This is a genomic window from Spirosoma luteolum, from assembly GCF_054778875.1.
Window position 1 is genome coordinate 460,299 of the sequence record NZ_BAAGZE010000008.1, and the last position, 24,397, is coordinate 484,695.

General features: G+C 59.7%; 16 protein-coding genes. 8 read left to right on the forward strand and 8 right to left on the reverse strand.

Annotated elements, in window-relative coordinates; genetic code table 11:
* The first annotated feature begins 3 nt into the window (after nt 1–3).
* Nucleotides 4–2,235, forward strand: coding sequence for a xanthine dehydrogenase family protein molybdopterin-binding subunit (locus ACYVAC_RS15840; RefSeq protein ID WP_461098721.1), 2,232 nt, complete (start codon nt 4–6; stop codon nt 2,233–2,235).
* A gap of 95 nt (nt 2,236–2,330) precedes the next feature.
* Here the strand turns inward: ACYVAC_RS15840 and ACYVAC_RS15845 are convergent, their stop codons facing one another.
* Nucleotides 2,331–4,784, reverse strand: coding sequence for a PQQ-dependent sugar dehydrogenase (locus tag ACYVAC_RS15845; RefSeq protein ID WP_461098722.1), 2,454 nt, complete (start codon nt 4,782–4,784; stop codon nt 2,331–2,333).
* 335 nt (nt 4,785–5,119) lie between these two features.
* Here ACYVAC_RS15845 and ACYVAC_RS15850 point away from each other — a divergent pair, with 335 nt between their 5' ends.
* Together ACYVAC_RS15850 and ACYVAC_RS15855 are read left to right on the forward strand one after the other, a co-directional pair.
* A complete protein-coding gene (locus ACYVAC_RS15850) occupies nt 5,120–6,076 on the forward strand; it encodes a UTP--glucose-1-phosphate uridylyltransferase (RefSeq protein ID WP_461098723.1) in 957 nt (318 codons plus the stop codon).
* Nucleotides 6,077–6,136: 60 nt separating this feature from the next.
* Complete coding sequence (locus ACYVAC_RS15855) at nt 6,137–9,499, forward strand: UTP--glucose-1-phosphate uridylyltransferase (RefSeq protein ID WP_461098724.1); 3,363 nt, start codon at nt 6,137–6,139, stop codon at nt 9,497–9,499.
* 102 nt (nt 9,500–9,601) lie between these two features.
* On the opposite strand, the gene ACYVAC_RS15860 is transcribed toward ACYVAC_RS15855, so the two are convergent.
* Complete coding sequence (locus tag ACYVAC_RS15860) at nt 9,602–10,006, reverse strand: PIN domain-containing protein (RefSeq protein ID WP_461098725.1); 405 nt, start codon at nt 10,004–10,006, stop codon at nt 9,602–9,604.
* On the reverse strand, nt 9,996–10,193 hold the full coding sequence (locus ACYVAC_RS15865) for a hypothetical protein (RefSeq protein ID WP_461098726.1): 198 nt from the start codon (nt 10,191–10,193) through the stop codon (nt 9,996–9,998). The genes ACYVAC_RS15860 and ACYVAC_RS15865 overlap by 11 nt, the downstream gene beginning before the upstream one ends.
* Before the next feature lie 310 nt (nt 10,194–10,503).
* Between ACYVAC_RS15865 and bla the strand changes: the two genes are divergently transcribed.
* The 5 genes from bla to ACYVAC_RS15890 all read left to right on the forward strand — a co-directional run bounded on the left by bla (nt 10,504) and on the right by ACYVAC_RS15890 (nt 14,203).
* Complete coding sequence (bla, locus tag ACYVAC_RS15870; RefSeq protein WP_461098727.1) at nt 10,504–11,256, forward strand: subclass B1 metallo-beta-lactamase; 753 nt, start codon at nt 10,504–10,506, stop codon at nt 11,254–11,256.
* A 3-nt stretch (nt 11,257–11,259) separates the two neighbouring features.
* The gene (locus ACYVAC_RS15875) at nt 11,260–11,889 is read left to right on the forward strand and encodes a class I SAM-dependent DNA methyltransferase (RefSeq protein ID WP_461098728.1); all 630 of its coding nucleotides are present in this window, start codon (nt 11,260–11,262) and stop codon (nt 11,887–11,889) included.
* Between the two features lie 196 nt (nt 11,890–12,085).
* Nucleotides 12,086–12,715, forward strand: a complete 630-nt coding sequence (locus ACYVAC_RS15880; RefSeq protein WP_461098729.1) for a hypothetical protein — start codon at nt 12,086–12,088, stop codon at nt 12,713–12,715.
* On the forward strand, nt 12,699–13,193 hold the full coding sequence (locus ACYVAC_RS15885; protein WP_461098730.1) for a hypothetical protein: 495 nt from the start codon (nt 12,699–12,701) through the stop codon (nt 13,191–13,193). Before ACYVAC_RS15880 ends, ACYVAC_RS15885 begins: the two co-directional genes overlap by 17 nt.
* Nucleotides 13,194–13,318: 125 nt before the next feature.
* Complete coding sequence (locus ACYVAC_RS15890; RefSeq protein ID WP_461098731.1) at nt 13,319–14,203, forward strand: alpha/beta hydrolase; 885 nt, start codon at nt 13,319–13,321, stop codon at nt 14,201–14,203.
* On the opposite strand, the gene ACYVAC_RS15895 is transcribed toward ACYVAC_RS15890, so the two are convergent.
* The 5 genes from ACYVAC_RS15895 to ACYVAC_RS15915 all read right to left on the reverse strand — a co-directional run bounded on the left by ACYVAC_RS15895 (nt 14,200) and on the right by ACYVAC_RS15915 (nt 24,382).
* Nucleotides 14,200–16,542 carry a glycosyl hydrolase family 28 protein gene (locus ACYVAC_RS15895; RefSeq protein WP_461098732.1) on the reverse strand — a complete coding sequence of 781 codons (2,343 nt, stop codon included), beginning with the start codon at nt 16,540–16,542 and terminating at the stop codon, nt 14,200–14,202. The genes ACYVAC_RS15890 and ACYVAC_RS15895 overlap by 4 nt on opposite strands.
* A gap of 289 nt (nt 16,543–16,831) precedes the next feature.
* A complete protein-coding gene (locus ACYVAC_RS15900; protein WP_461098733.1) occupies nt 16,832–17,878 on the reverse strand; it encodes a pectinesterase family protein in 1,047 nt (348 codons plus the stop codon).
* Between the two features lie 30 nt (nt 17,879–17,908).
* Complete coding sequence (gene pelA, locus ACYVAC_RS15905) at nt 17,909–18,973, reverse strand: pectate lyase (RefSeq protein WP_461098734.1); 1,065 nt, start codon at nt 18,971–18,973, stop codon at nt 17,909–17,911.
* Nucleotides 18,974–19,026: 53 nt separating this feature from the next.
* Nucleotides 19,027–20,817, reverse strand: coding sequence for a RagB/SusD family nutrient uptake outer membrane protein (locus tag ACYVAC_RS15910; protein WP_461098735.1), 1,791 nt, complete (start codon nt 20,815–20,817; stop codon nt 19,027–19,029).
* A gap of 31 nt (nt 20,818–20,848) precedes the next feature.
* The gene (locus ACYVAC_RS15915; protein WP_461098736.1) at nt 20,849–24,382 is read right to left on the reverse strand and encodes a TonB-dependent receptor; all 3,534 of its coding nucleotides are present in this window, start codon (nt 24,380–24,382) and stop codon (nt 20,849–20,851) included.
* Nucleotides 24,383–24,397 lie beyond the last annotated feature (15 nt).

Here is a 24,397-nt window from a genome sequence, read left to right on the forward strand (position 1 = left end):
ATCATGAGCAACGCAATCGGAAAACCCCTCAACCGGGTCGACGGTAAGGCCAAAGTAACCGGCGAAGCCAAGTATGCCGCCGAGTTCAGTGTGCCCGACCTTACGTATGGCTACGTGGTGTCGAGCACCATTGCCAAAGGGAAAATTACCCGCATCGACACGAGCAAGGCGCTGAGTCTGCCCGGTGTGCTGGCCGTACTGACCCACGAAAACCGGCCCAAAGTGGCCTGGTTCGATATCAGCTATAACGATCAGGATGCCCCGCCGGGGTCGCCCTTCCGCCCGCTTTACGACGCCAGCATCAAATACAGCGGCCAGCCAATCGCGCTGGTCGTAGCCGAATCGTTTGAACTGGCCCGCTATGCGGCATCGCTGGTCCAGACAGACTATAAGGAAGAAACGCCGGTAACGGATTTTGAAGCCAATCTCGACAAAGCCCACAAACCCAAAACCGGGTTTGCCACCCTGCTCAAACCACCACCACCCAAACCACGGGGTGATTTCGAAGGTGTTTATAAGGCATCGGATGTGAAAATGAAAGGCACGTATGTTCACGCGCCGGAGCACCACAACCCGATGGAGATGTTTGCTACCACCGTTGCCTACGAACGCAATGGCAAGCTGACAATCTACGACAAAACGCAGGGCGTTACGAACTCCAAGATGTACGTAACCCAGATCTTCGGCATGTCGTCCGACGATGTACGGGTTATCGCACCCTACATGGGTGGCGGATTCGGATCGGGGCTACGGCCCCAGTATCAGTTGTTTCTGGCCGTACTGGCGGCCCGCGCGCTTAAACGCTCGGTACGGGTCGTGCTGACCCGCCAGCAAATGTTCACGTTTGGGCACCGCCCCGCCACCGTGCAGCACATCGCGCTGGGCGGCACTGCCGATGGCACGCTCAACGCCATTTACCACGACGCCGTTGGTGAAACCTCGCGTTTTGAAGATTACACCGAAATCGTGGTAAACTGGGCCGGCATGCTCTACCCCGCTAAAAACGTGATGCTCGATTACAAGGTAGTCGACCTCGACGTATATACCCCCCTCGACATGCGGGCACCGGGTGGCGTAACGGGTGTATCGGCGCTCGAATGTGCCATCGACGAACTGGCCTATACTATGAAGGTCGATCCGGTTGCATTCCGCTTGCAGAACTACGCCGAGCGCAATGAAGCGGAAGACCTGCCTTACTCCAGCAAAGAGTTGCGGGCCTGTTTCCACGAGGGAGCCGAGCGGTTTGGCTGGTGGAAACGCAATCCTGAACCCCGGTCTACCCGTCGGGGGCATAACCTGGTGGGCTGGGGTATGGCAACCGGTATCTGGGATGCTAACCAGATGTTTACGACCGCCGAGGCTGTGCTGACGGTCAACGGCAAGTTGCGCGTGAGTTCAGCCACGGCCGATATGGGCACGGGTACCTACACGATCATGACGCAGATTGCAGCCGATACGCTTGGCTTCCCGGTCGAAGACGTCATTTTCAGACTGGGCGACTCGGACATGCCGTTTTCGCTGATCTCGGGTGGTTCGTGGACGGCGGCTACCGTGGGCACAGCCGTAATGCGGGTCTGCGAGGACCTGGGCAAAACGCTGCTGAAGATGGCGCAGAAGATGCCCAAATCGCCCTTTAGCAAAGCCAAGCGGGAGGATGTTACGTTTGCCAACAAGCACATGCACCTCACCAGCGACCCCACGGTCACGATCGCACTGATCGAACTGGTCAACCAGAACGGGGGTCGTGCCATTGTTGAAAAGACAACCACCCTGCCCAACGCGCTGGAGCAGCGCAAATACACCCGGAGTGCACACTCAGCCGTATTCGTAGAGGTCGAAGTCGACGAAGATCTGGGCAATGTGCGGGTAACGCGGGCGGTAACGGCCGTAGCGGCTGGCCGGATTCTAAACCCCAAAACGGCCCGCAGCCAGATTCTGGGCGGTATGGTGTGGGGAATCAGCAAGGCCCTCGAGGAAGAAACAAAGATGGACACGACCTACGGCCGGTTTATGAACCACTCGCTGGCCGAGTACCACGTGGCCGTCAACGCCGATATTCATGACCTCGACGTCATTTTTGTGGATGAAGACGACACGATCGTCAATCCACTGGGCGTGAAGGGACTGGGCGAGATTGGTATCGTTGGCATGCCGGCCGCCGTGGCCAATGCCGTTTTCCACGCCACCGGCAAGCGGGTCAACGACCTTCCTATTACGCTGGATAAGTTGCTGTAGTGGCGACTTCACCCAACAGACCAACGCCCCCGGCTGCGCACTGCGTGTAGCCGGGGGCGTTTTTTGAATCTATCGGAACGCGTATACAGACGAGGTCAGGGAGACAGTCGTCCAAGACCGGGCCTGCCTGCGTTTTCCATCGTTAATCGAACAGGCAGGGCATAAATCAGCTTCTGCCCCAATGTCGTTACCGTTAGCGGTACGGTTAGCGAATGCCGAAGCCACACGATATCCTGATCGGTGGGTACCCGGCTGCACGACCAGACCGTCGTGTCGCTCCAGGAACCCGCTTTCACGGTTTGACAAACACCCCGGGTTCTGAAACGCACGGGTTCACTGAACATAGCGGTGGTATCGGTACCACAATCAGCTTTGACCTGCCACTCGTAGTCCGTTTCCCGCTGCAAGCCCCCCAGCGCATACTGGCCAGCATCATTAGTGACCAGTAGGTTCTCGACCCGTTTCCAGGTCGTGTCGGCCGTCGCTCGCCACCGCAATGTAAATCGGGTATCTGTGGTAGCCCCTTCCCCAAGCCAGGAAAGTACAGCCGTCGTATCCGTGATTGCCCCCATCCTGGTCGCTGTTGGTACCAGACAGGGCTGCATCTGATAAGTTACCCGAAAAGTAGTGCTGGTATCGGGAACAATGAACGTCTGCGAACTGTCGGGAGGATTATTCCATTCTTTGAAGGTATAGGTTATACCGTTGACTGTCTGCGATGCGGGGGCACTCAGGGTCAACTGGATGCCGGCCACATAGGTTTGCTGGTGGGGGGTTGACATCAACGGTCCATTCAGCGCCACACGTAGCCCCGGCCGATTCGATTCGAAACGAAGTGTCACCAGTCTGGGGTGGATGTCAATTGAGTCCATGCCGATTCCTCCGTCTTTGTCCATGACCGTGAGCATAAGCCGGTAAAACACATCCTCGTCGGTCTCACCCAGCCGCGGCACTACAAACTGGCCCTGGGTTTTGCCTACCGCGATCGGCGGACTATCATGGTAATGGGTGTGGTGGTGGAACGACAACGTCCAGACATAAACACTGTCGGGCAATAGTCCGTCCTCATTATCCCTGGCCCGGCCAGTAAATCGAATTGTATCGCCGGCTGAATACATCAGACTGGCGCCTGGTGTCAGGATAGTAGCGACAGGTGGCGCATTGGGTACATCGACCGACAACGACGCGGGCTGGCTAACAACCTGCCCGAATGCATTGCGCACCGATACGCGATACGACCCTGAGTCGGCAGCCGCTACCTGCCGGATGGTATATACGGGTCCCGTCACGTTCGGGATAGTATCGTTATTATGCGTCCAGGTAAAAACAAGCGGGGTCGACCCCATAGCCATTACACTAAACCGTGCCGACTGCCCCAGGGGTACGCGCTGGCTGGCTGGCTGTCCCGTCAGGTGTGGGGGGGCGTTGCTGGCGTAGACTATTTTGTACAAGGCTTTGAAGTGACGACTTAGAAAATATAGGTTTCCGTCGACGCCAACCTGTAAGCCCACCGGCTGACCGGGCAGATTCTGGCCAAACACCACGGGTACCGCCTGTCCGTTTTCGTTGAAGGTCAGGTAATGGATGATGCTGGTACACAGATCCTGATAAAAGTATTTGCCTATGTAATTGACTGGATAGCTAGTCTGATCCGGATTGAAAAACGTGCCCCCCGTTATGGCGCATCGGGCGTTGGTATGATCATACGCAAAGACGGGATTTGTGTAACTGGAATCGGTTCCTGTGCCTTCAACCAACGGCCAGCCAAAGTTCTGGCCACCGGTTGTTGCATCGTCAATTTCTTCCCAGCTGCCCTCGCCTACATCGTTCACGTAAATCCGGCCCGTGACCGGCTGAATCGAGAACGAAAACGGATTGCGGAGGCCATAGGCCCAGATACGCCGGCGCTGTGCCGAACCAACCGGAAACGGGTTGTCTTCTGGAGCCGTGCCATCCGGATTGATACGCAGCAGTTTACCGAGGTATTTGTCAAGGTTCTGGGCGTTATCGGGCACCCGGCTTTCACCCACGCCAACGTACATCTTACCATCGGGCCCAAACCGCATGGTCCCACCATTGTGCTGTTCGGCATACCCCAACGGATCAAGGTCCAGAATCGTCGTTGCGCTACCTGCCACGGCCTGATCGCCCACCACCCTGAACCGACTGATCCGGTTGTGAAGCGGGCTACCAGGCACCGTATAATAAACGTAAACGTAGCCATTCACGTCAAAATCAGGATCCACCACAACCCCTGTCAGGCCAGCCTCCCCATTGGCGTATACGTTGATTTGCAGCAGTGGTGTACTTAGCAGCGTTCCATTTTTGATCAACCGTAACCGTCCCGCCTGTTCGGCCACAATAATGCGACCGTCGGGCAGAAAGGCCATGGCCGTTGGGTACTCAAACCCACTGGCCACCATGGCCTGATTGAAACCGGCCGGATAGACTTCATATTGCGCCAGCATGGGCCGGGCCAAACAAACCAGACAGAAAATGACCAGCCACCGAACCGTTCGGCCGGAACCGAATCGGGCGGGCGACTGCATAGCCGTATAAATACCAGACGAAACAAAGCACATTGACTACCCCGCAGACTACCTGTGCAATCGGTGGGTATCCATCGGTGTTGCCAAAAAATGTACCAATCGCACAACTAATTGTCTTTTTTACTCATTGATCGGGCAAAAACGCGGTGGCCGGCTTCTCTTTACCACCAGGCGCATAGGTAGTCAGACGGTCAAATGAGCAGAAGTGTCTCGCTCTTGCCCCCCACACCGTTCCGGCTTCAGAACCATTTAGTAGCCGATTGGCCGATAAACGCGTTTAATCCCGTTCTTTTGGCAAACTTTGAGGGTCCAATAGCCTTTGCTGTCCGTTGTCCATGAAAATCAGAAAAGCCGTTATTACCGCTGCGGCCCGGGGTGAGCGTTTGTACCCCGTTGCCGATACCATCCAGAAAGCCATGCTCCCGGTCATCGACACCGATGGCCTGCACAAGCCCGTTATTCAGGCCATTGCCGAAGAAGCTTTCCTGAGCGGTATTGAGGAAATCTGCGTGATCTGCGCGCCCGGCGATGGCCCGCGCTACGTCAGTGCGTTCACCTCGCTGCGGGATAGTCTGGTCAAATCATTCAAAAACGTCGACTGGGCGCGCGAAGAAGCCGACAAGATCGACAACCTCATCAGCCGCACCCAGTTTATCGAACAACCCGAACCGCTGGGCTACGGCCACGCGGTGCATTGTGCCCGCCCGTTTGTCGACAATGAACCCTTCCTGCTGCTGCTGGGCGACTACCTGTACGTGTCGAACCTGATCGGCAAGCGCTGCGCCACCCAGCTGATCGAGCTGGCTACGCAGGAAAATTGTTCCGTTTCGGCCGTAAACCCCACCATCGAGCACCAGATTGGTCGCTACGGCACCCTGACGGGCAAACACGTACCCAACCGGAGCGGGGTCTATCAGATCGAGAAACTCATCGAAAAGCCGTCGCTCAGCGTGGCCGAACTGGAGTTACAGACCCCGGGGCTGCGCGTGGGCTACTACCTGTGCTTTTTTGGCATGCACGTACTCACGCCCACTGTTTTCGACATTCTCGACAAACACCTGGCGCAGGGAAACGCCAATACCCCGCTGACGCCGGCTCTGCAGGACCTGGCCGATACCGAAACCTACCTGGCGCTCGAGGTAAAAGGCAACCGCTACGACCTGAGCACCCGCAATGGGCTGCTGCGGGCGCAGATGGCCCTCGGGCTGGCCGGCGACGCCCACGACGAAACGCTCTCGGCCATGGTCGAAATGCTGGCCGAAGCCAATATGCGCAAAGCCCAGCTGGCCTGACGCCGTTGACCGCCGTTCTGCTTCGCCCCGCCCGGGGTTTCGTTCTCAAATCAACACCACATGAACGTTTTCATCGAAACGATTACGTCGACCGATCCGGCGCTGCGTGATCGCTCCTTTTTCGAGCTGAGCCAGACGCTGTCGTCGCGCCGGTTGCTGAGCGACCTGCGCGAACTCGACGATTTCCGGAAGGCGACGCCCAACCTCTATGACAAGGTCCGGGCCATTCTGTTTCTGTACGCCGGCTTCCGGTTTGCGCTGCAGGAAGCCCCCGAAACCCCCATTACGGGCCATATTCCCTACCACGGGTTCGAAGACCTGCTGGCGCGCCGGTTCGAACAGGCCATTACTACGTTTCTGCACGAACTCGACCGCCACGGTCCCTCGGCGGCCCTGTTCAGCGCCCTGGCCGACAGCTACCACCAGCTCTCGTTCCAGACTCTGGCCGATCAGGTTCGGCGCAGCGTGCGCTCCAGCAAGGGCAACCAATGGATGTTCCGCGTAGGGCACCAGGACGAACACCCCATCCGGATTCATCCGCGCCTGCTGCAACGCCCCGACGGGTCGCTGTTCTACCCCATTCTGCACGAGCAGACCTCGGTGCGTATGGACCTGACCCACAGCGGCTGGTCGGATATTTTCTTTCTGGGGATGGACTACCCCGAGGGCGCCCGCGTGGTCAACATCTCGATCGACCTCGGCGTATTCGGGCGCGACAAGGCCATTCGCCCGCCCCTGCATGCCTACGTGCGGGTCATTGCCGAACCGGTGCTGCGCCTGACCAGCATCGACCTCAACACCACCAAAGACGTGTCGGACCTGGCCGACCTGTTCAACTTCGGGAATGACTACCTGAGTCTGGTCAAAGCCGGTGTGATTGCGTCGGGCCTGATTCCGCCGTCGTTCGAAGGGACCAACCAGTCGCTGGCCGAGATCCTGGCGCGCATGGTAGCGCCGGGCATGGGTATCGAGCTGGTTACCAAGGTTAACGACATTCCGAAAGGGTCGCGCTTTGCGGTATCGACCAATTTGCTGGGCTGCATCATCAGCCTGCTGATGCGGGCGTCGGGTCAGACGCGGCAACTCGAAGGCGGGCTCGATGAGGCCGAACGGCGGCTGGTGGCCTCGCGGGCCATTCTGGGCGAGTGGATTGGTGGCTCGGGCGGGGGCTGGCAGGATTCGGGCGGGGTATGGCCCGGTATCAAAGCCATTCAGGGCACCTTTGCGCAGCCCGGCGACCCCGAACACGGCATCAGCCGCGGCACCCTCCTGCCCCGCCACCGGGTGCTGCAGGGCGACGAGGTGCACCCCGACATTCAGGAAAAAATCATGAATTCGCTGGTGCTGATGCACGGCGGTATGGCCTCCAACGTAGGCCCCATTCTGGAAATGGTGACGGAGAAATACCTGCTCCGGGGCCAGCAGGAATGGGCCGCCCGCCAGCAGACCAACCAGATTTTCGACAATATCCTCGACGCCATCCGGGAGGGCGACATCCGCAAGCTGGGCGCCAACACCGCCCGCAACTGGGAGGGACCGATCAAAACGATTATTCCCTGGGCATCGACCTACTTCACCGAGCAGCTCATTGCGAAAGCCAAAAAACAGTTTGGCGACGACTACTACGGCTTTCTGATGCTCGGCGGCATGTCGGGCGGGGGCATGGGGATGTTTGTCAATCCGGCCCATTATGCCGCTTACAAAGAGCAGGTGCTGGAGCTGCTGCGTACCACCAAAAACGAACTGTCGGACTCACTGCCGTTTGCGATGGAGCCCGTTGTCTACGACTGGCGTATCAACCAGCGCGGCACCTGGTCGGATCTGCTCGACGGCAGCGATGCGCTCATGCCCGAGCCTTATTACGGTATCCACGTGTCGGAACTGGTCCGGAAAGACCCGGCCACGATCCCCTACATACGACGGGCCGAAATCGACTACTTCACTACCCACTGCGACCAGAACAGCCAGGCCTACCCCCTGCTGCGCACCATTGTCAGCAACCTCTTCAAGGTCTCGGACCCCAGCACGCAGGGCAACCGCAGTACCGAGAACGACAAAGCCGATCGCATCAAGAAAGACAACGGCTTCGACTACATCCAGCACGAAGAAATTCGGGAGGAACTGCAGAAGGGCCGCATCGGGCTGTCGCGCAACCGCCTGCCGGCCGATACGCGCATCGACGACGTGCGGCCCGACGAGTTGGTGCAGCTCCGCAACCTCGACAGCCATCGGGCAGCCGGCGAAGCCGCCCTGCGGGCCGGCAAAGTAGCCGTGTTGAGCCTGGGAGCGGGTGTAGGCAGCCGCTGGACCAAAGGGGCGGGGGTCATCAAAACCATCAACCCCTTCGTCGAGATCGAAGGCGTTCACCGGAGCTTCCTCGAGATCCACCTGGCCAAAACCCGCCGGCTGGCCGAACGCTATGGCAACCCCATTCCGCACGTAGTGGCCACCAGTTACCTGACCCACGAGCCCATCCGCCGGAAGCTGGCGCTGACGGGTAATTTCGGGTACCCCGGTCCTACCTACCTCTCGGCCGGCCGTTCGATCGGGCAGCGGTTTGTACCGATGGAGCGCGACCTGCGTTTTTTGTGGGAGGAGATGCCGCAGGAAACGCTCGACGAAAACAAGCAGAAAGTACGCGACGCGGTGCGGCAGACCCTCATTGGCTGGGCCAGGAGCAAGGGCGAAGGCACTGACTATGTCGATAACCTGGCGTCGCAGCGGTTCTCGCCCCTGGGTCACTGGTACGAAGTGTCGAACCTGTTACGCAACGGCACGCTGGCACGCCTGCTGGCCGAACACCCCGCCGTCGACACGCTCATGCTCCACAACATCGATACCCTCGGGGCCGATGTCGACCCGGCGGCCCTGGGCTATCACCTGGCGTCGGGCAACGTGCTGACGTTCGAGGTGGTCCCGCGCCGGATCGAAGACCGAGGGGGTGGACTGGCCCGCGTCAACGGCCACATCCGTCTGCTCGAAGGACTGGCCCAGCCCCGCGAAGAGGATGAGCTGAACCTGAGTTATTACAACACCAATACCACCTGGATTCAGATCGATCCGCTGCTGCAACTCTTCGGCCTCACCCGCGCCGATTTGCAGACGGGCGACGAAGCGCGGCTGGCCAAAGCCGTGCGAACCGTAGCGCAGCGCATACCAACCTACGTGACAATCAAAGACGTGAAGTACCGCTGGGGGCATGGCCAGGAAGATATCTACCCGGTAGCGCAGATCGAGAAACTCTGGAGCGATATGTCGGCCCTGACCGATTTGCGCTGCGGCTATATCGAAGTGCCCCGGATGCGCGGTCAGCAGCTGAAAGACCCCGCCCAGCTCGACGCCTGGGTCACCGACGGCACCAAAGCCTACGTGGCGGGCCTGTGCTCGTTTCCGGCCGGGGCTGATGCAGAAAAAACCGACTAGCCGTATCTGGTGAAACCAACGAAAAAGCCTGGGTAACAATTCATTGTTACCCAGGCTTTTTCAATCTGACAGGGAGCGCTTCGCAGCAACGGCGCAGCTAAACTAGAAAGGATTCTGAATAGTCAAACCGCCGTCGATACGCTGACCAGACTGCATATCTTCCGAATACAGCATGGAGCAGCCTGCTTCTAACGCAGCGGCCAGTATAAGCGAATCATAAAACGAATAGCCATATCGATCGGCTAATCGAATGGCGTCGCTAACGGTTGATGGTGAGTTGACATGGATGCTGAACTGATCCATTATCTCCAGCAACGTGGCGTCAATCTCCGGCCAGTCTTTTTTAAACTTTCGTCGTAAGGTATTGGCCAGTTCCTGCAACACCTGCGTCGAGATACAGCGGCCTTCACCAGCAACGGCCCGTTGCGCCCGAGCCTGCTTGTCTGGTTCGGTGACCGTGTAGCAATAGATGAGCACGTTGGTATCGACGAAGAACTTATCGTTCATTGGCTTCTTCCCGGTTGAAGCGGAATCCGGCTGTATCCAGCTGGATGGCGTTGAACGTAGGTTTTTGCGATTTGTCGGTAAGCGGCTTCGCTACATCCGCCTGCTGAATTCGAACGAAGTCAAACCGTTTCAACAGCGCCGATAAAAAGCCCCATTCGGTATCATTCACGTCAAGGATTACACGCATAGTAGTCTCGAATACAGGTGTAGTCAGCAAAGTACGAAATTTTCGTAGCGGTTTACCAGCAGCCGTCATGAACGTAATCCCGGATGCGCGGCCAGCAGCTGAAAGACCCCGCCCAGCTCGACGCCTGGGTCACCGACGGCACCAAAGCCTACGTGGCAGGCCTGTGCTCGTTTCCGGCCGGGACTGCCGGGTGATGAACGGCCCACCGGCTATCGCGCCTGAACCCTTGCCCCCGGGCGATTCGGGTTCAGGCGAAGCCATGTTTGGGTGTTTAGGCTTATTTTTACGCTTACTCCACTCTGCCCCGCTTATGCGCTTCCTTACCTCACTGCTCATCGGTCTGTTGCTCGTCCGGTTCGCCACGGCCCAGCCCGCGCCCCAGAAACCACCCCTCAAGGTCAGCCGGCTCGACGACCGGGTGTATGTGCATACCACGTACGGTATGTATCAGGGCGAGCCGGTGCCATCGAACGGGCTCATTGTTCGCACCGACGACGGGGTGGTGCTGCTGGATACGGGCTGGGACACCGAGGACAACACCGACAATACCCGGCAGTTGCTCCGCTGGGTGGCCGACAGCCTGCGGCAGCCCGTTCGGCTTTGCATTGTGACGCATTCGCACGACGACAAGGTTGGTGGTATTGCTGAACTACAGAAAGCGGGCATCCGGGTGGTCAGCACACCGCTAACGGCCCGGAAAACCGTTAACCAGGGTTATCCCTCGCCCGATGGCGTGCTTCCCAACGACACCACCTTTACGATTGGCAACGTACCCATCCGCACGTATTTTCCGGGCGAAGGGCACACAAGCGATAACATCGTCGTCTGGCTACCCAGCCAGCGAATCCTGCACGGCGGCTGCTTCGTCAAGAGCGTGGCCGCGTTTGGACTTGGCTACACGGGTGAGGCCAACCTGAAGGCGTGGGCCGGTTCGGTGCGCAACGTGAAAAGCCGCTTCGGAAACGCCCGTATCGTGGTGCCGGGCCACGACGAATGGGAAGGCCCGCAGGCCCTCGACCACACCATTCAGCTCCTGAAAAAACACGCCCAGCCCCCCCGCTAACACATGGCTGCCGATGAGCTTGCCGGTTTGTATGAACGCCACGCGCTGGCTTACGACCAGGACCGAAGCCGCAGCCTTACCGAACAGGTCTGGCTCGACCGGTTGCTGGCGCTGTTGCCACCCCGGCCAACGGTACTCGATCTGGGTTGCGGCATGGGCGAACCCATTGCCCAGTACCTGATCGGGCGGGGGTGCGCCATAATGGGGGTCGATACCAGCCCCGCCTTCATTGCCCTCTGCCAACGCCGTTTTCCCGACCACATGTGGCAGGTGGGCGATATGCGGACGGTCGAGTTGCCGCATCCGTTCGATGCCATACTGGCCTGGAACAGTTTCTTTCACCTGCCCCATGCCGATCAGCGCCGTATGTTCGGGCGGTTTCGGCGCTATGCGGCCCCGGGGGCAGCCCTGCTGTTTACGTCGGGCACCGACCATGGCGAATCCATCGGCACCTACCAGGGCGAACCACTCTACCACGCCAGTCTCGATACGGCCGAATACCAGACGCTGCTCCGAAACCACGGCTTCTCGGTGGTGTCGCATGTCGTATCCGACCCAACGTGCGGGCACCTGACGGTCTGGCTGGCGCGGCAAAACCAGGCAGCTGCCGGCAGCACCCCGGTTGACCGCTGAATCCCCTTGCCTGATAACTGACCTCCCCCAACGGACCATCGCTCCAGCGCCGAAAGTGCCCTTCGCACCCAAGAAACATATGGTTTGTCCACAAAGCCGACGCACCTGACTGGTTTTCAATTAAACTTGCTCCCAGCGATCACGGCGTTGCCAGTGACCGGTTCTCCCAACCAAACACGTAACGTATCTAAACCGTATGACAAACCAACCCATCTGGCTATCGGCGCTGTTGGTGGCCACCAGCCTGCTGGCGGGCTGCCAGCAGAAGCCCGCCAGCGACGAGTCGGAGAAGCAGCCCACGGCCGACTCCGTGCAGACGGCTACCAGCAGCCTGTTTGCCGGTACCGACCCGGCCACCAGTTCTACCTGCCTCGATTCCTGCATTATTACGTACCCCAGCTACCGCGTCGTCACCAAGCCCCATACAGGTGGTATGGGCGACCATATTACCCTTATCAACACGGAAACCGACGATCAGCAGGCGATCGTGGCGCCGGGCGAGGGTGGCGCCCAGTACTTCGCCGGCCTGTCGGGCAACAACGTCTTTGTCGACATTGGTACCGGGGTAGTGCGACAGATTTTTGTTTATGATCTGGCCCGGAAGAAAGCCGTTGCCTTACTCGATAACGTAATCGAAAGCCCCGTTCTGCGCAACGGGCAGCTGAGCTACCTTGCCCAGATGACACCCGAACGCGCCACCCAACTGAAGTTGCCTGCCTGTACGGGTCAGCAGCACGAACTGAGTGGCAGCTACCAGGAGCGCATGACCTTCGACCTCAATACCAACAAGCTTATTCCCTCCGGTAACTATGAATGCATCAGGTAAACTCTTCACCGCGTTCTCGATCCTGGCCCTGGCCACAGCCGCCAGTTGCAGCAACGACACCAAAACGCAGGCGACGACCGGGCCGGCCAGTGCCGATTCGGTTGGCAACGCGATGGCTACCGACTCAACAGCGCCCCCGATGGTGGGCAGCGATGTCGACGCGCACGGGTGCAAAGGTTCGGCGGGCTATACGTGGTCGAGTGTGCGAAAAGACTGCATCCAGCTGCACCAGGATGCTATTCGATTAGAGGATCAGGGCGAAAATGGCAGTAAAACCGTGTCGGCCTTCGTTGTCGTAGCCGACGACGACCGTATGGCGGAGCTTTTTTACCCGGGCGCGCCCGAGCCTTTTCTGATGAAACAGGTGCCCGACAGTGGCGCCGGTACCTGGCGCTACGGCGACTATACCCTTACCCAGTGGAAAGGCATGTACACGCTGGAACTGGGCAAGCAAATAATCTTTCAGGGTCATCAGTAATAACCGTCCTGACCGGCCCTGAATAGCGTCGCCCCGGGGGGGAGCGACGCTTTTTTTATGCCCAGTGCCGACTAGTTTTGTGGGGTGGGCTATCCCACCCGGCCTTGCTCCCTACCCCCTCGCCTATGCGCTTTCCGATACGCTGTTTCTGTTTTCTCCTGTGGCTGGTTTTGGCTGCGGCATCTGCCCAGGCGCAAACCCCGGCTAAACCAACGCCAGCAGCGGCCCGAAAACCCTTTGTGCTGGGCGTTATCGACTCCCTGCGCTCGCACCGACTGGGCGAAACCCGTACGCTGAACATCTACCTGCCCGACGGCTTCCAGGCCGCCGATACAACCACTTACCCAGTTATCTACCTGCTCGACGGATCGGCCGATGAAGATTTTATTCACGTAGTCGGGCTGGTACAGTTCAACACCTTTCCCTGGATCAAGCGCATCCCGAAATCGATTGTGGTGGGCATTGCCAATGTCGACCGCCGGCGCGACTTTACGTTTCCGACCACGATCGCGGCCGATCGCCGGCAGTTTCCAACAACCGGGCAGTCGGCCGCTTTCATCGATTTCATCGAGCAGGAGCTTCAGCCATTCATGGCCCGGCACTACCGCGCCGGTGCCGGCCGCACCCTGATCGGGCAGTCGCTGGGTGGGCTGCTGGCAACCGAGATTCTGCTCAGTCGCCCCACCCTGTTCGACCGGTACGTGATCATTAGCCCCAGCCTGTGGTGGAACGACGGGTCCTTGCTCACGCAGCCTTCGCCCCTGTTCCGGGCCGATTTCCGACAACCAACGGCAGTGTACATCGGCGTAGGCAAGGAGGGCCTGACGCCCGGCACAACGCCCCGCGTGATGGAGGTCGACGCCAATCGGCTGGCCGACCGCTTGCGGGGCAGCGCCAGCAAACACCTTGTTTGTCATTTCGACTACCTGCCGCAGGAAGACCACGCCACGATCACCCACCAGGCCGTTTTCAACGCGCTGCGGCTGCTCTACCCCATTCCCGCGCGTTAGCGTCGGCTCAGTACGCCTGCCTTCACGCCCGAACCGAGTTCGACGTCTTTAGTCGCCTTCGTACCATCGGTGCGCAGCAGCCGCACCCCCGCCGACCGATCGCCCAGTACGCTCAGCAACAGGGCTTTGCCGGGCGTATAACCAATCTGATCGAGCACTACATTTTTGCTGTTCTGCACCTGCATGACGGTGCTGGCCTGGGTCAGCAGCGTTACGTTTCTGAGCTGCACATCGGCAGCCTCCACGCAGACCAGCCCTTTGTTGCACTCGATCATGGCGTTTTCGATCTGGATGTTGCGAATGGCCATCTCGGGCAATCCGCGCATCAGAATACCCGTTTCGGCGCCTTTGCAAACAATGTTTTTGATAAAGAAATTACGAAACTGTGGCGTGCCAGCGTTGATCGGCTGGGCCTGAATTACGGGCAGTTCGCCCGGCCCGCCCGCGGCCGGCACGGGGTCTTTGGCCGCGTAGTACATGTCGAACAGAATGGCCTCGCCGGGAATGTTGGTCATGTTGACGTTGCTGACGTAGATATCTTCGACCACACCCCCGCGGCCCCGCGTGGTTTTGAAACGCAGCCCTACGTCGGAGCCCATAAAGGTGCAGTCGGAGACGTAGAGGTTACGCACCCCACCCGACATTTCAGAGCCAATCACAAATCCGCCGTGGGCATGGTACACGATACAGTCGCGGATCACGATGTTTTCGGTGGGAATACCCCGGGCGCGGCCCTGCTCGTCGCGCCCCGATTTGATGGTGATGCCATCGTCGCCGGTAGCGAAGCGGCAGCCTTCGAGCACCCCGTTACGGCACGATTCGAGGTCGATGGCGTCGCTGTTCTGCGCATACCACTCGTTCTGCACCGTTACGTTGCGCACTGTGATGTGCTCGCAGAGCAGCGGGTGCAGGGTCCAGGCCGGGGAGTTCTGAAACGTCAGACCGTCGAGCCACACGTGCTGGCAGCGGGTCAGGCTAACCATGTTGGGCCGCAGAAAGTCCCTGATCTCCTTCAATGCTTCGGGTGTGGGCTTCACCCCGTCGATAATCCGGCCGGCGTTAGGCAGCTGGTTGCCCTTCATCGAGCTGGCCGACGGGTACCACATATCCCCTTTTTCGTTCACCACGCCCCCCGATCGGGTCAGCCTGGTCCACTGGCCGGCCGTTAGTTTATCGCGTTTGACGGCCCGCCACGCATCGCCCCCGCCATCGATGATACCGCCCCCCGTAAGCGCCACGTTGACCAGCCCGACACCTGAAATCGGCGCCTGACAGCGGTACGAATCCTGCCCCTCCCAGGTGGTCAGCACAATCGGATAATCGTCGACGTTGCGGCTAAACTGCAGCAGTGCCCCCGTTTCGACGTAGAGGTTCACGTTGCTTTTGAGCACGATTGGCCCCGTTAGCCACAGCCCTTTCGGCACCATAACCGTGCCGCCCCCTGCCTGGCTTTGCTGGTCGATGGCCTGATTGATGGCGCTGGTGCTCAGCGTGCGGCCGTCGGGTTTAGCGCCATAGCGTACAATGCTGACGGTATCGCGCCGGAAATAAGGCCGGTAGGTAACGGGCAGTTCGTAGGCGTATTTGCCGTTGAAGTCGGTTTTGCGCAGAAAGTTGCGGAGCGGACTGCCTTGCTGCACCAGCGCGTCGGCCACCCGGTTGGCAACCAGCCGGGCGCCGTAGGGCGAGAAGTGCGTATCGTCGTCGATGCCGTTGGCGTGTTTGGGAAACAAACCCGGCCCGTAATGCATAAAGAGTTTGGCCGATCCGTCGGGGCCATGCTGTTCGAGCAGGGCGCGGGTCGATGCGTGGAGGTCGAGCAGTGTCAGGTGATACTGGCTGGCTACAGCCCGCACCACGGCCGGGTACTCGCCGTGCTGATCGACAAACTGTCCGCGCTCGTCGAATTTACGGCGCATCACGGGGGTCAACAGTACCGGTATGGCGCCTTTGGCCTGCGTTTCTTCGATGTACCGTATCAGGTTGGCGCGGTAGTCGGTCTGGGGGGCGGCATAGCGGGTCGTGTCTGACTGCTTCTGGTCGTTATGCCCAAACTGAATAAACACGTAATCGCCCTTGCGCAGCTGCGTCTGCACCGCCTTCCAGTGGCCCAGCGTGCGAAAGCTTTTGGTGCTGCGGCCGTTGACAGCGTGATTCTGAACGGTAACGGCGGGGGTAAACAGCTCGGGCAGCAGTTGCCCCCAGCCCGTTTCGGGTGCGTCGTAGGGATTTTTATTGGCGCAGGTCGAATCGCCGATCAGGAAAACACGAACACCATCTTCAGGCGCCCGCAGGGCCAGACCGGGCAGCAACAACAGGAGCAGGAGCAGTTTTTTCATAGCGGGTTAGTTTTCAGTATGCGGTTTACCGTTTTCAGTGTGCAGGTTGCAATGTGCAGGTTTTCAGTTTTCAGTATACGGTTTACAGGTATGGGACACGGCCTGACAGGGTGGTTGTTACGGCTGACGAATTGGGCAGTATGAGGTTAGCGTAGACTCGGTTTCATCGGGTCGCCGAAAGCAAAACCAGACCACATAACACACTGACCACCAATTTTTTACCAAAAACCAAAAACAGTAAACCGAAAACTGTATACTGATAATCGTAAACCACAACCTGTAACCTGCCTCACGGTTTCCAGCGGCCGTCGAAGGCCCAGTCGAGGGTAATCGTACGCGGATCGATGGGGAGGTTATTGGCGTGCCAGGCGTAGTCGCCCCCGGCGCGGTGACAGTTCTGGTAATAAACCCGGTGACCCCAGGCCGGCTCAGGACTGCTCGACACGTGGTAGATCGGTGCATCGGCCAGGTTGGCGTCGAACCGGCAGTCGATCAGGAAAAACTGCGCCGGCCGGTGGTAACGCCCCAGCTTGTAGCCCGGGTCACCTTCAAACGTGCAGTTTTTCAGTACCGTTTTGGCCGACTCGTGGTTGGTGCCATCGTGCCAGATGGCGGCATTCAGGTTGTGGCAGATGAAGCGGCAGTTTTCGGCCCAGGCCCAGCCCCGCGGGCAGTAGAAATCGACCCCGCCCTCCATCGTGCAGTCGGCAAAGTAATACAGCCCCCCGTCTACATCCCACGGACTGACAGTATCGCCCCCGCCGGCCCGGAACGTGCAGTGGCGAAACTGAAGCCTCGTGGCCCCCGGCATCGACCGGAACGCAAACTGATGCCCGTCTTTACGGACGATTTTGGTGCCGGGCGTTTCGCCCTGTTCACGAGGCAGCGCGTAGCGATTCTGCGTCGAGGTGGTCGTTTGCCCCGATTCGTTGGTACAGGCAATAACGGTGTCGCGGGTGGCGTTGAAGCCATACTCATTCAGCACGGTCAGGTTCTCGAACGCCAGATCGTGTCCCCGCACGTTGATCGTAGCCGCCCCGTAGTCGTCGGGGTGCTGGCACCGCCACACGTCGCGCGGCAGCGACTGCACGATCACGACCCCCGCTTCGCTCTCGCCCCGCAACCGCACAAACGACCTGTCGATCAGCAGTTTTTCGCGGTAGGTACCGTTCCGAATCACGATGGTACGCATGCGGGTGCTGGTGGTATCGAGGCTGTTGAGCGCAGCCTGAATGGTGCGGAACTGGCCCGATCCATTGGCGGCCACCGTAATGGTTTGCGCCCGGCCGAGCAGCGGCAGCAGGCCCATGAGCAAAAGAACAACGCGGTATTTCATAGACGAGAGAAAGACGGGTAGCGGGCGGGGTTACTTACCCCACTGGTTCACCCAGGCGGGGTAATCGGTTGAGAGGAGTTTGGCGGGCCAGGTGCCGTAGTAGGCATAGCCCACACGCCGTTCGTTTTCGATATCGGCCAGGGCCGGCCGCGGTACGCTGTTACGCCCCGTAAAGAAAGGCCTGTTGGTGTCGAGGTCGTAGAAACGGGCCCAGAGCACCGAGCCCGGATCGGCAACTACCACCCGGTCGTGGCCTTTCGGCTGGCGGACATCGGCCACATCCTGCACCCGAATACCCACCAGCTTCGACCGCTCGAACCAGGCAACGGCCGCATCGACAGCCTGCCTGATAGCCGGCGTCGGGTTAGGCCGGCTCATCAGAAACTGCACAATACCAACGCTTTCGTTGCCACTCAGCGACGGCAGTTCGAAGGCCCGCGCTTTGGCCGGTTTAAGGGTCTGGCTGTCGTGCTGGGCGCACCAGACCGTACGAACACCGTTTTGGACTACCTGGGTTTTCAGGATACAGTCGATGCCACGACTTACGGCAGCTTCGGCCCGGGGCGCCAGTCCGGCGTCCAGATCGGCAAAGTTGCCCCGGCGGGCCGCCACATCGGCCATCACCCACAACACGTTGACCATAGCCTGATCGTTGAAGGTAATGTGTTTATGGTAGCCGCTCGAATCGGGGTAGAACTGGGGCCAGCCCCCCGCCTGGTTCTGCGCCTGCAACAGGTAGCGCACGCCCCGCTGGGCCGCATCGCGATAGGCGGGGTTACGGGTACGGTGCCAGGCCTCCAGCAGCTGCCGGATTTCGAGCGTCGTGGCCCGGTCGTCGATGGTGGCATCGAGCCGGCTCTTGCTGGCCAGGAGCGTTTGCCGAAGTGCATCGGATATGGGCTTCCGGTAGTCGATGGCATCGCCACCGGGCTGGGGCCAGCCCCCGTTGTCGCGCTGGTAGAGCAGCATCCGCTCAGCCAGCGAGTCGGTCGGTACGGCGGCCGGCAGCCGCCCGGCGGTGGGTGGCTGTATGGCCCGGCAGGCCGGCAACACGGCCAGCAGGAGCAATCCACAAATCAGGTGTTTAACGGCCATTGGGTACAGGTCAGGTTAAGGCGCTGGCGACCAACCGGCCGCCAGCAGCGGGCTTAGTAGCCTGGGTTCTGCTTCAGTTTACCCTGGTACGAATCGACCGTAGCCTGGTCGTAGGGAAACAGTTCGCTTTTGCCGGGGGTGAAAAAGCGGGCCATCGCCTGGTGGAGCGGCAATCCATCGATCACGTTGGTGGTCAGGTGCTGCCCCCAGTCGAGCCGGGTCCAGCCGGTGGGGGCCGTGGTCAGCGTGATCGGCTTATAGAAGGAGTTGAGCCACTGAATTTCCTCGCCGTTGTTTTTCCAGTACAGGTATTTGGGTACGTTGGTGTAGGGGCCGGTGGCATCGCGCATCTGCTGAATTTTCAGGCGGGTGTCGGCAATTTTGGCACCCAGCAGGTTCCAGCGAACCAGGTCGAATTTCCGGATGCCTTCACTACCGAACTCAAGTAATCGTTCGTTGACGATGGCATTGAAGAAGCCCTCTTTGGTGGTGGGGGTGGTGCCAATCCGGTCAGGGGTCAGGCGGTAGGCCCGTTTGCGCACCTCCTCGAAAGCGGCAATGGCAGGACCCGTGGGGCCATTCAGCTCGTTTTCGGTTTCGGCAAACATCAGCAGTACGTCCGAAAACCGGATAAAGGGCCAGTTATAGCCGGGGTTGAGGGCCGTACCGGGCAGCAGGGGGTTGCGCCAGTCTTTCCGGAATTTGCCATCGGTCAGTTCGGCCAGCCGGCGGGGCGATTTGAGGTTGGTAGCCCCCACCGCGTAGAGCGTTACCGTTACGTCGCGCCGGGTATCGGTCGAGTCGAAGGCGTAGAAGTAAGTGGGCAGTGCCAGCAGGCCGCCCCCACCCGTACCGTAGCGCGAACTCGCATTCATCGACGGGCCGTTGTAGTTGGCCATCCGGCTGTCGGAGTTCGAGTTGGAGCCCCCCGCCCCGGCCTCGAAGATGATTTCGCCGAACGGATCGTACTGAAAGGCGCTCAGGTACCGTTTCCAGATATCCTCAAAATTGGGGTTCAGCGTGTGTTCCGTACGTTTGGCCATCAGGTCGGCACACTCGTCGCGGGCAATTTTGTAATAGGTCTGGTAGTCGGGCCGGCGCTCCATCTGGCCGCTGCTGCGGAGCGCGTAGCCCCCCCGGAACAGGGCCAGCCGGGCGCGCAGCGCTTTCACGGCCCCTTTGGTTATGCGCTCGTTGCGTACGGCTATTTCCGAGCGCCAGGGCACCAGGTCAGTAGCGGTTTTCAGGTCGGCCAGTAGCTTGTCGTAGGTTTCGTCGCGGTTGGCCTGCGCCAGAAACAGATCGGTTTGCCGGTAGGCAGGCACCATTGGCGCCGGCACATCGCCCCAGTTCCGGATCAGCTCGAACAGGAACTGCGCCCGCAGTGTCAGCACCTCGCCGTGCAGCCGCCGAAGCTCCCGTTTGTCGGCATCGCTGCCGCTGGTGTAGGCCGGCATCAGCGGAATCTGTTCGATGCAGAGGTTGGCTTTCTCAACGCCCCGGTAGAGCTGCAGAAACGGGTTGCGGATTTCGGTATTGGTCAGTAGCAGCTGGTAGCGCCCGATGCCGCGCCGGCCGTTGTCGAGATTACCCGATACGATAATCTCATCGGAGTCGTAGGGGTAGTACATGTTGATGCGGATACCGTAGCCATTGTCGCCCATCAGTTCATCGTACACGCCGATTACGGCGTTGGTGGCGTTGGGCACATTGGAAAAGGCATCGCTGATGCTGATCTGCGATTTCGGTTCGACGTTGAGGTATTCTTTGCAGCCGATCAGCAGCAGCAGGGTGGCCAGCAGGCAACCGCTCAGCCGGCGAAAAGGTGTCAGGGACAGATTCATAGCAGTTGACTCGTAACGAATAGGGTATAGATCAGAATGTCAGGTTGATACCGGCTACCCAGGTACGGGCGCGCGGGTAGCCGGCAAAATCGACACCCTGCGTCAGCGGGTCGGCCACGCGGGTGTTTACTTCGGGGTCGTAGCCCGAATAGCGGGTAAAGGTGGCCAGGTTGTTGACCGTGCCGTAGATGCGCAGCCGGGCAATCTTCACCTTCGACAGCAGGGTCGAGGGCAGGCTGTAGCCCAGCGTCAGGTTGTTGACCCGCAGAAACGACCCGTCTTCGACCGCCCACGAGTGGAGCCAGTAGCGCTGCACCCGCACCGGCGACCAGATGGTGGCCCCCGCGTTGAGCGCCTTCAGCGCGTCGGGGTCGGTAACCACCTGCCCCTGATCGTTGAGGTTGGTCCAGCGCGTTTTCATGGTATTGAGTATGTTCAGGTTCGGAAACGACCCGTCGGTCATCTCCAGCTTGTTGGCGTTGTAGATATCGTTGCCCACCACCCAGTTCACAAACACGCTCAGGTCGAAGTTTTTGTAAGCCAGCTGGTTGTTCCAGCCGCCAATAAATTTGGGGTTGGCATTGCCGATTACGGTGCGGTCTTTATCGGCCGTTACCAGCCCGTCGCCATCGATATCTTTCCACTTCAGCCCGCCCGGCTGCGGCACCCCGTAGACCGAGTTGTAGGCAATGCCCTGTTTGATGGTATACGTCTGCGTAGCCGCGTTGTAGGTAAAGTCGTCGACAGAATAGAAGCCGTCTGTTACGAAGCCGTACATCAGACCCACCGGCTCACCTACCTTCACCAGGTAATCATCGGTGCCGTCGGAGCCCTGCCAGCCCGAGTTGCGGGTCAGCTGCGACACGTTGCCGAGGCTCGTTACGGTATTGCGGTTGGTCGACAGGTTGAGGCTCGAATTCCAGGTAAAGTCCTTTTTCTGCACCAGGTAAGCACTCAGCTGAAACTCCAAACCCTTGTTGGTGGTCGAGCCGAGGTTTCTGATCTGCGACGAATAGCCTGAGGTGGGCGGAATGGCCACCGCCAGCAGCAGGTCTTTGCCTTTATTGTAGTAGGCATCGACCGAGAGCTGGATGCGGTTATTCAGAAACGACAGGTCGAGGCCCAGGTTCTGCGACACGTTCGACTCCCAGCGCAGGCTCTCGTTGGCGAGGGCCATGGGCGCGTAGCCGGGCAGTACCGTGTGGTTGAGGGCGTATTCGCCCGTGACGCCGTAGAGCTGGCGGTAGAGCAGATCGCCGATGCGGTTGTTGCCGGCGACCCCGTAGCCGAAACGCAGCTTACCATCGCTGAGCCACCGCCGGTCTTTCATAAACGACTCCCGGGCAAACCGCCACGCCACTGTTCCCGACGGAAATACCAGCGATCCGTTGTCGTAGTTGAACTTCGAGGAGCGGTCAGACCGCAGCGACACCGTGGCGAGGTAGCGGTCGTCGTAGTTGTAACTAACCCGGCCAAACAGGGAGAACAGCCGGTTGGGGGGCGTCTCGCTGGAAACGGCGCGGGGCTGCGCAGCGCCCGTGGGGGGCGAGCCCAGACTCATGTTGGCCAGTGCCTGCTCGGCGGCAATGTCGGCCGGGAAATAGCGTGTTTCGATGGTTGTGCCCCGCGACCGGTTCTCGTAGATCTCCTGCCCGAGCAGTACGTTGAGATCGTGCCGGCCAAATTTTTTGGCGTACTGCAGCGTATTGGCGTTGTTGAACGTGGTAGTGTTCTGCTGACTGATCGACGCAACCGGCAGCGAGGCATACTGGCGGGCCGTGCTGGTCACTTTCGACGCGAACTGGTTATTTCTGCCGTCGTTGTTGTCGATCCCCACCGTCGAGCGCAGGGTCAGGTTAGGCAGCAGGTTATAGCTCGCGTAGCCGCTCAGGTTGATGGCCCGCGTGTAGGCCCGGCGGTAGTCGGCCTGGGTCAGCACGATGGGGTTGACCAGCTGCCCCGATGAGATATAGAGATCTTCGTCGAACGTATCGACCGTGGGCGTGGCGTCGGACAGAAACGGGCGGTACTGTACGGAGTGGCGCAGTCGGTTGGTTTGCCGCGTGCCACTGTTGGTCGTACCGGCCCCTTTAATGGTCTGATCGAGCAAGCGGGCGTTGATACCCACCCGGAAGCGATCGCTGGCGCGGTGGTCCATCCGGAAGGTGGCCAGGTAGCGATCGAAACCCGATTCGAGCAGAATCCCATCTTCCCGGTTGGCGGTCAGACTCAGGTTGAAGTTGGTGTTGGCATTGCCGCCGTTGAGCACCAGGTTGTGGTTCTGATACTGAGCCGCCCGGCCAAACACTTCATCCTGCCAGTTGACGGGCGCAATGGTCTTGTAGCGGTCAATGGTTTCCCAGGTGCCGTACTGATCGGCATAGCTTTTTTCCAGCGCAGCGTCGCCCCGGCTGCGCTCATACTGCCACCGCACAAAATCGTAGGGGCTCATGACGTCGAGCTTTTTGAAAATCTGGCGCACCCCGGCCGAGCCGTTATAACTCACGGTGGTTTTACCAGCCTTACCCGATTTGGTCGTGATAACCACTACCCCATTGGCGCCCCGCGCCCCGTAGATAGCCGTGGTCGATGCATCTTTCAGGACGTCGATGCTTTCGATGTCCTGGGGCGACAGAAACGACAGCGCGTTTTCGACCTGAATCCCGTCGACGACGTAGATGGGCGAATTATCCTGCGTGATGGAGCCGCCCCCCCGAATCCGGATCTGGACATTGGCCCCCGGTGCGCCCTCCGAGGTTGTCACGCGCACGCCCGCCAGCCGGCCCGTCAGCGCCTGCGCAGCATCGGTCAGCGGAATATCTTTGAGCTGCCGGGCCCCCACCGACGATACCGACCCGGTCAGGTCGCGCCGGTTTACCGACTGGTATCCGACCACCACCACTTCTTCCAGTATCTTCTGATCCTGCAGCAGCGTTACGTTGATTTCGGTACGGTTGCCTACCACGATCTGCTGGGCCGTGAAGCCGATGAACGAAAACACGAGCGTGGCGCCGGCATTGGGTACGCCGATGGTGTACTCGCCATTGGTGTTGGTGACGGTGCCGGTACCCGTACCTTTTACCACCACGCTTACCCCCGGCATACCCTCCCCCTTATCGTCGGTCACGCGACCCCGCACGGCCGTTGCCGCCACACTGGCAGCACTCCCCCCGGCCAGATCGGCTGCGGTCGACGCAGGCGACGGATCTTTGAACAGCACAACGCGGTTACCCTCTGCCCGGTACCGGATGTCGAAGGGCAGCAGCAGTCGGTTCAGGGCATCGGCCAACCGCAGGTTGGTAACCGACAGCGTAACTTTCCGGTTGACGGCAATGATGGTTGAGCTGTACGTAAACCGAACGTCGGTTTGTTTCTGAAGCTCGCTGATTACGGCTTTCAGTTCGAGGCTGTTGGCATGAATCGTAACGGGCGTGTTCAGCACTTCCTGCGCTTCGGTGGGGCGGGCCGTCACCAGATTCACAAACAACAGGGAAACAAGCAGCTGGCAGAGAGTGCGCTGCACCACGGGCAGCATCAGCCGCAGCGGATGGCGAAGAATAATCATTGTTTGTTGTACGTA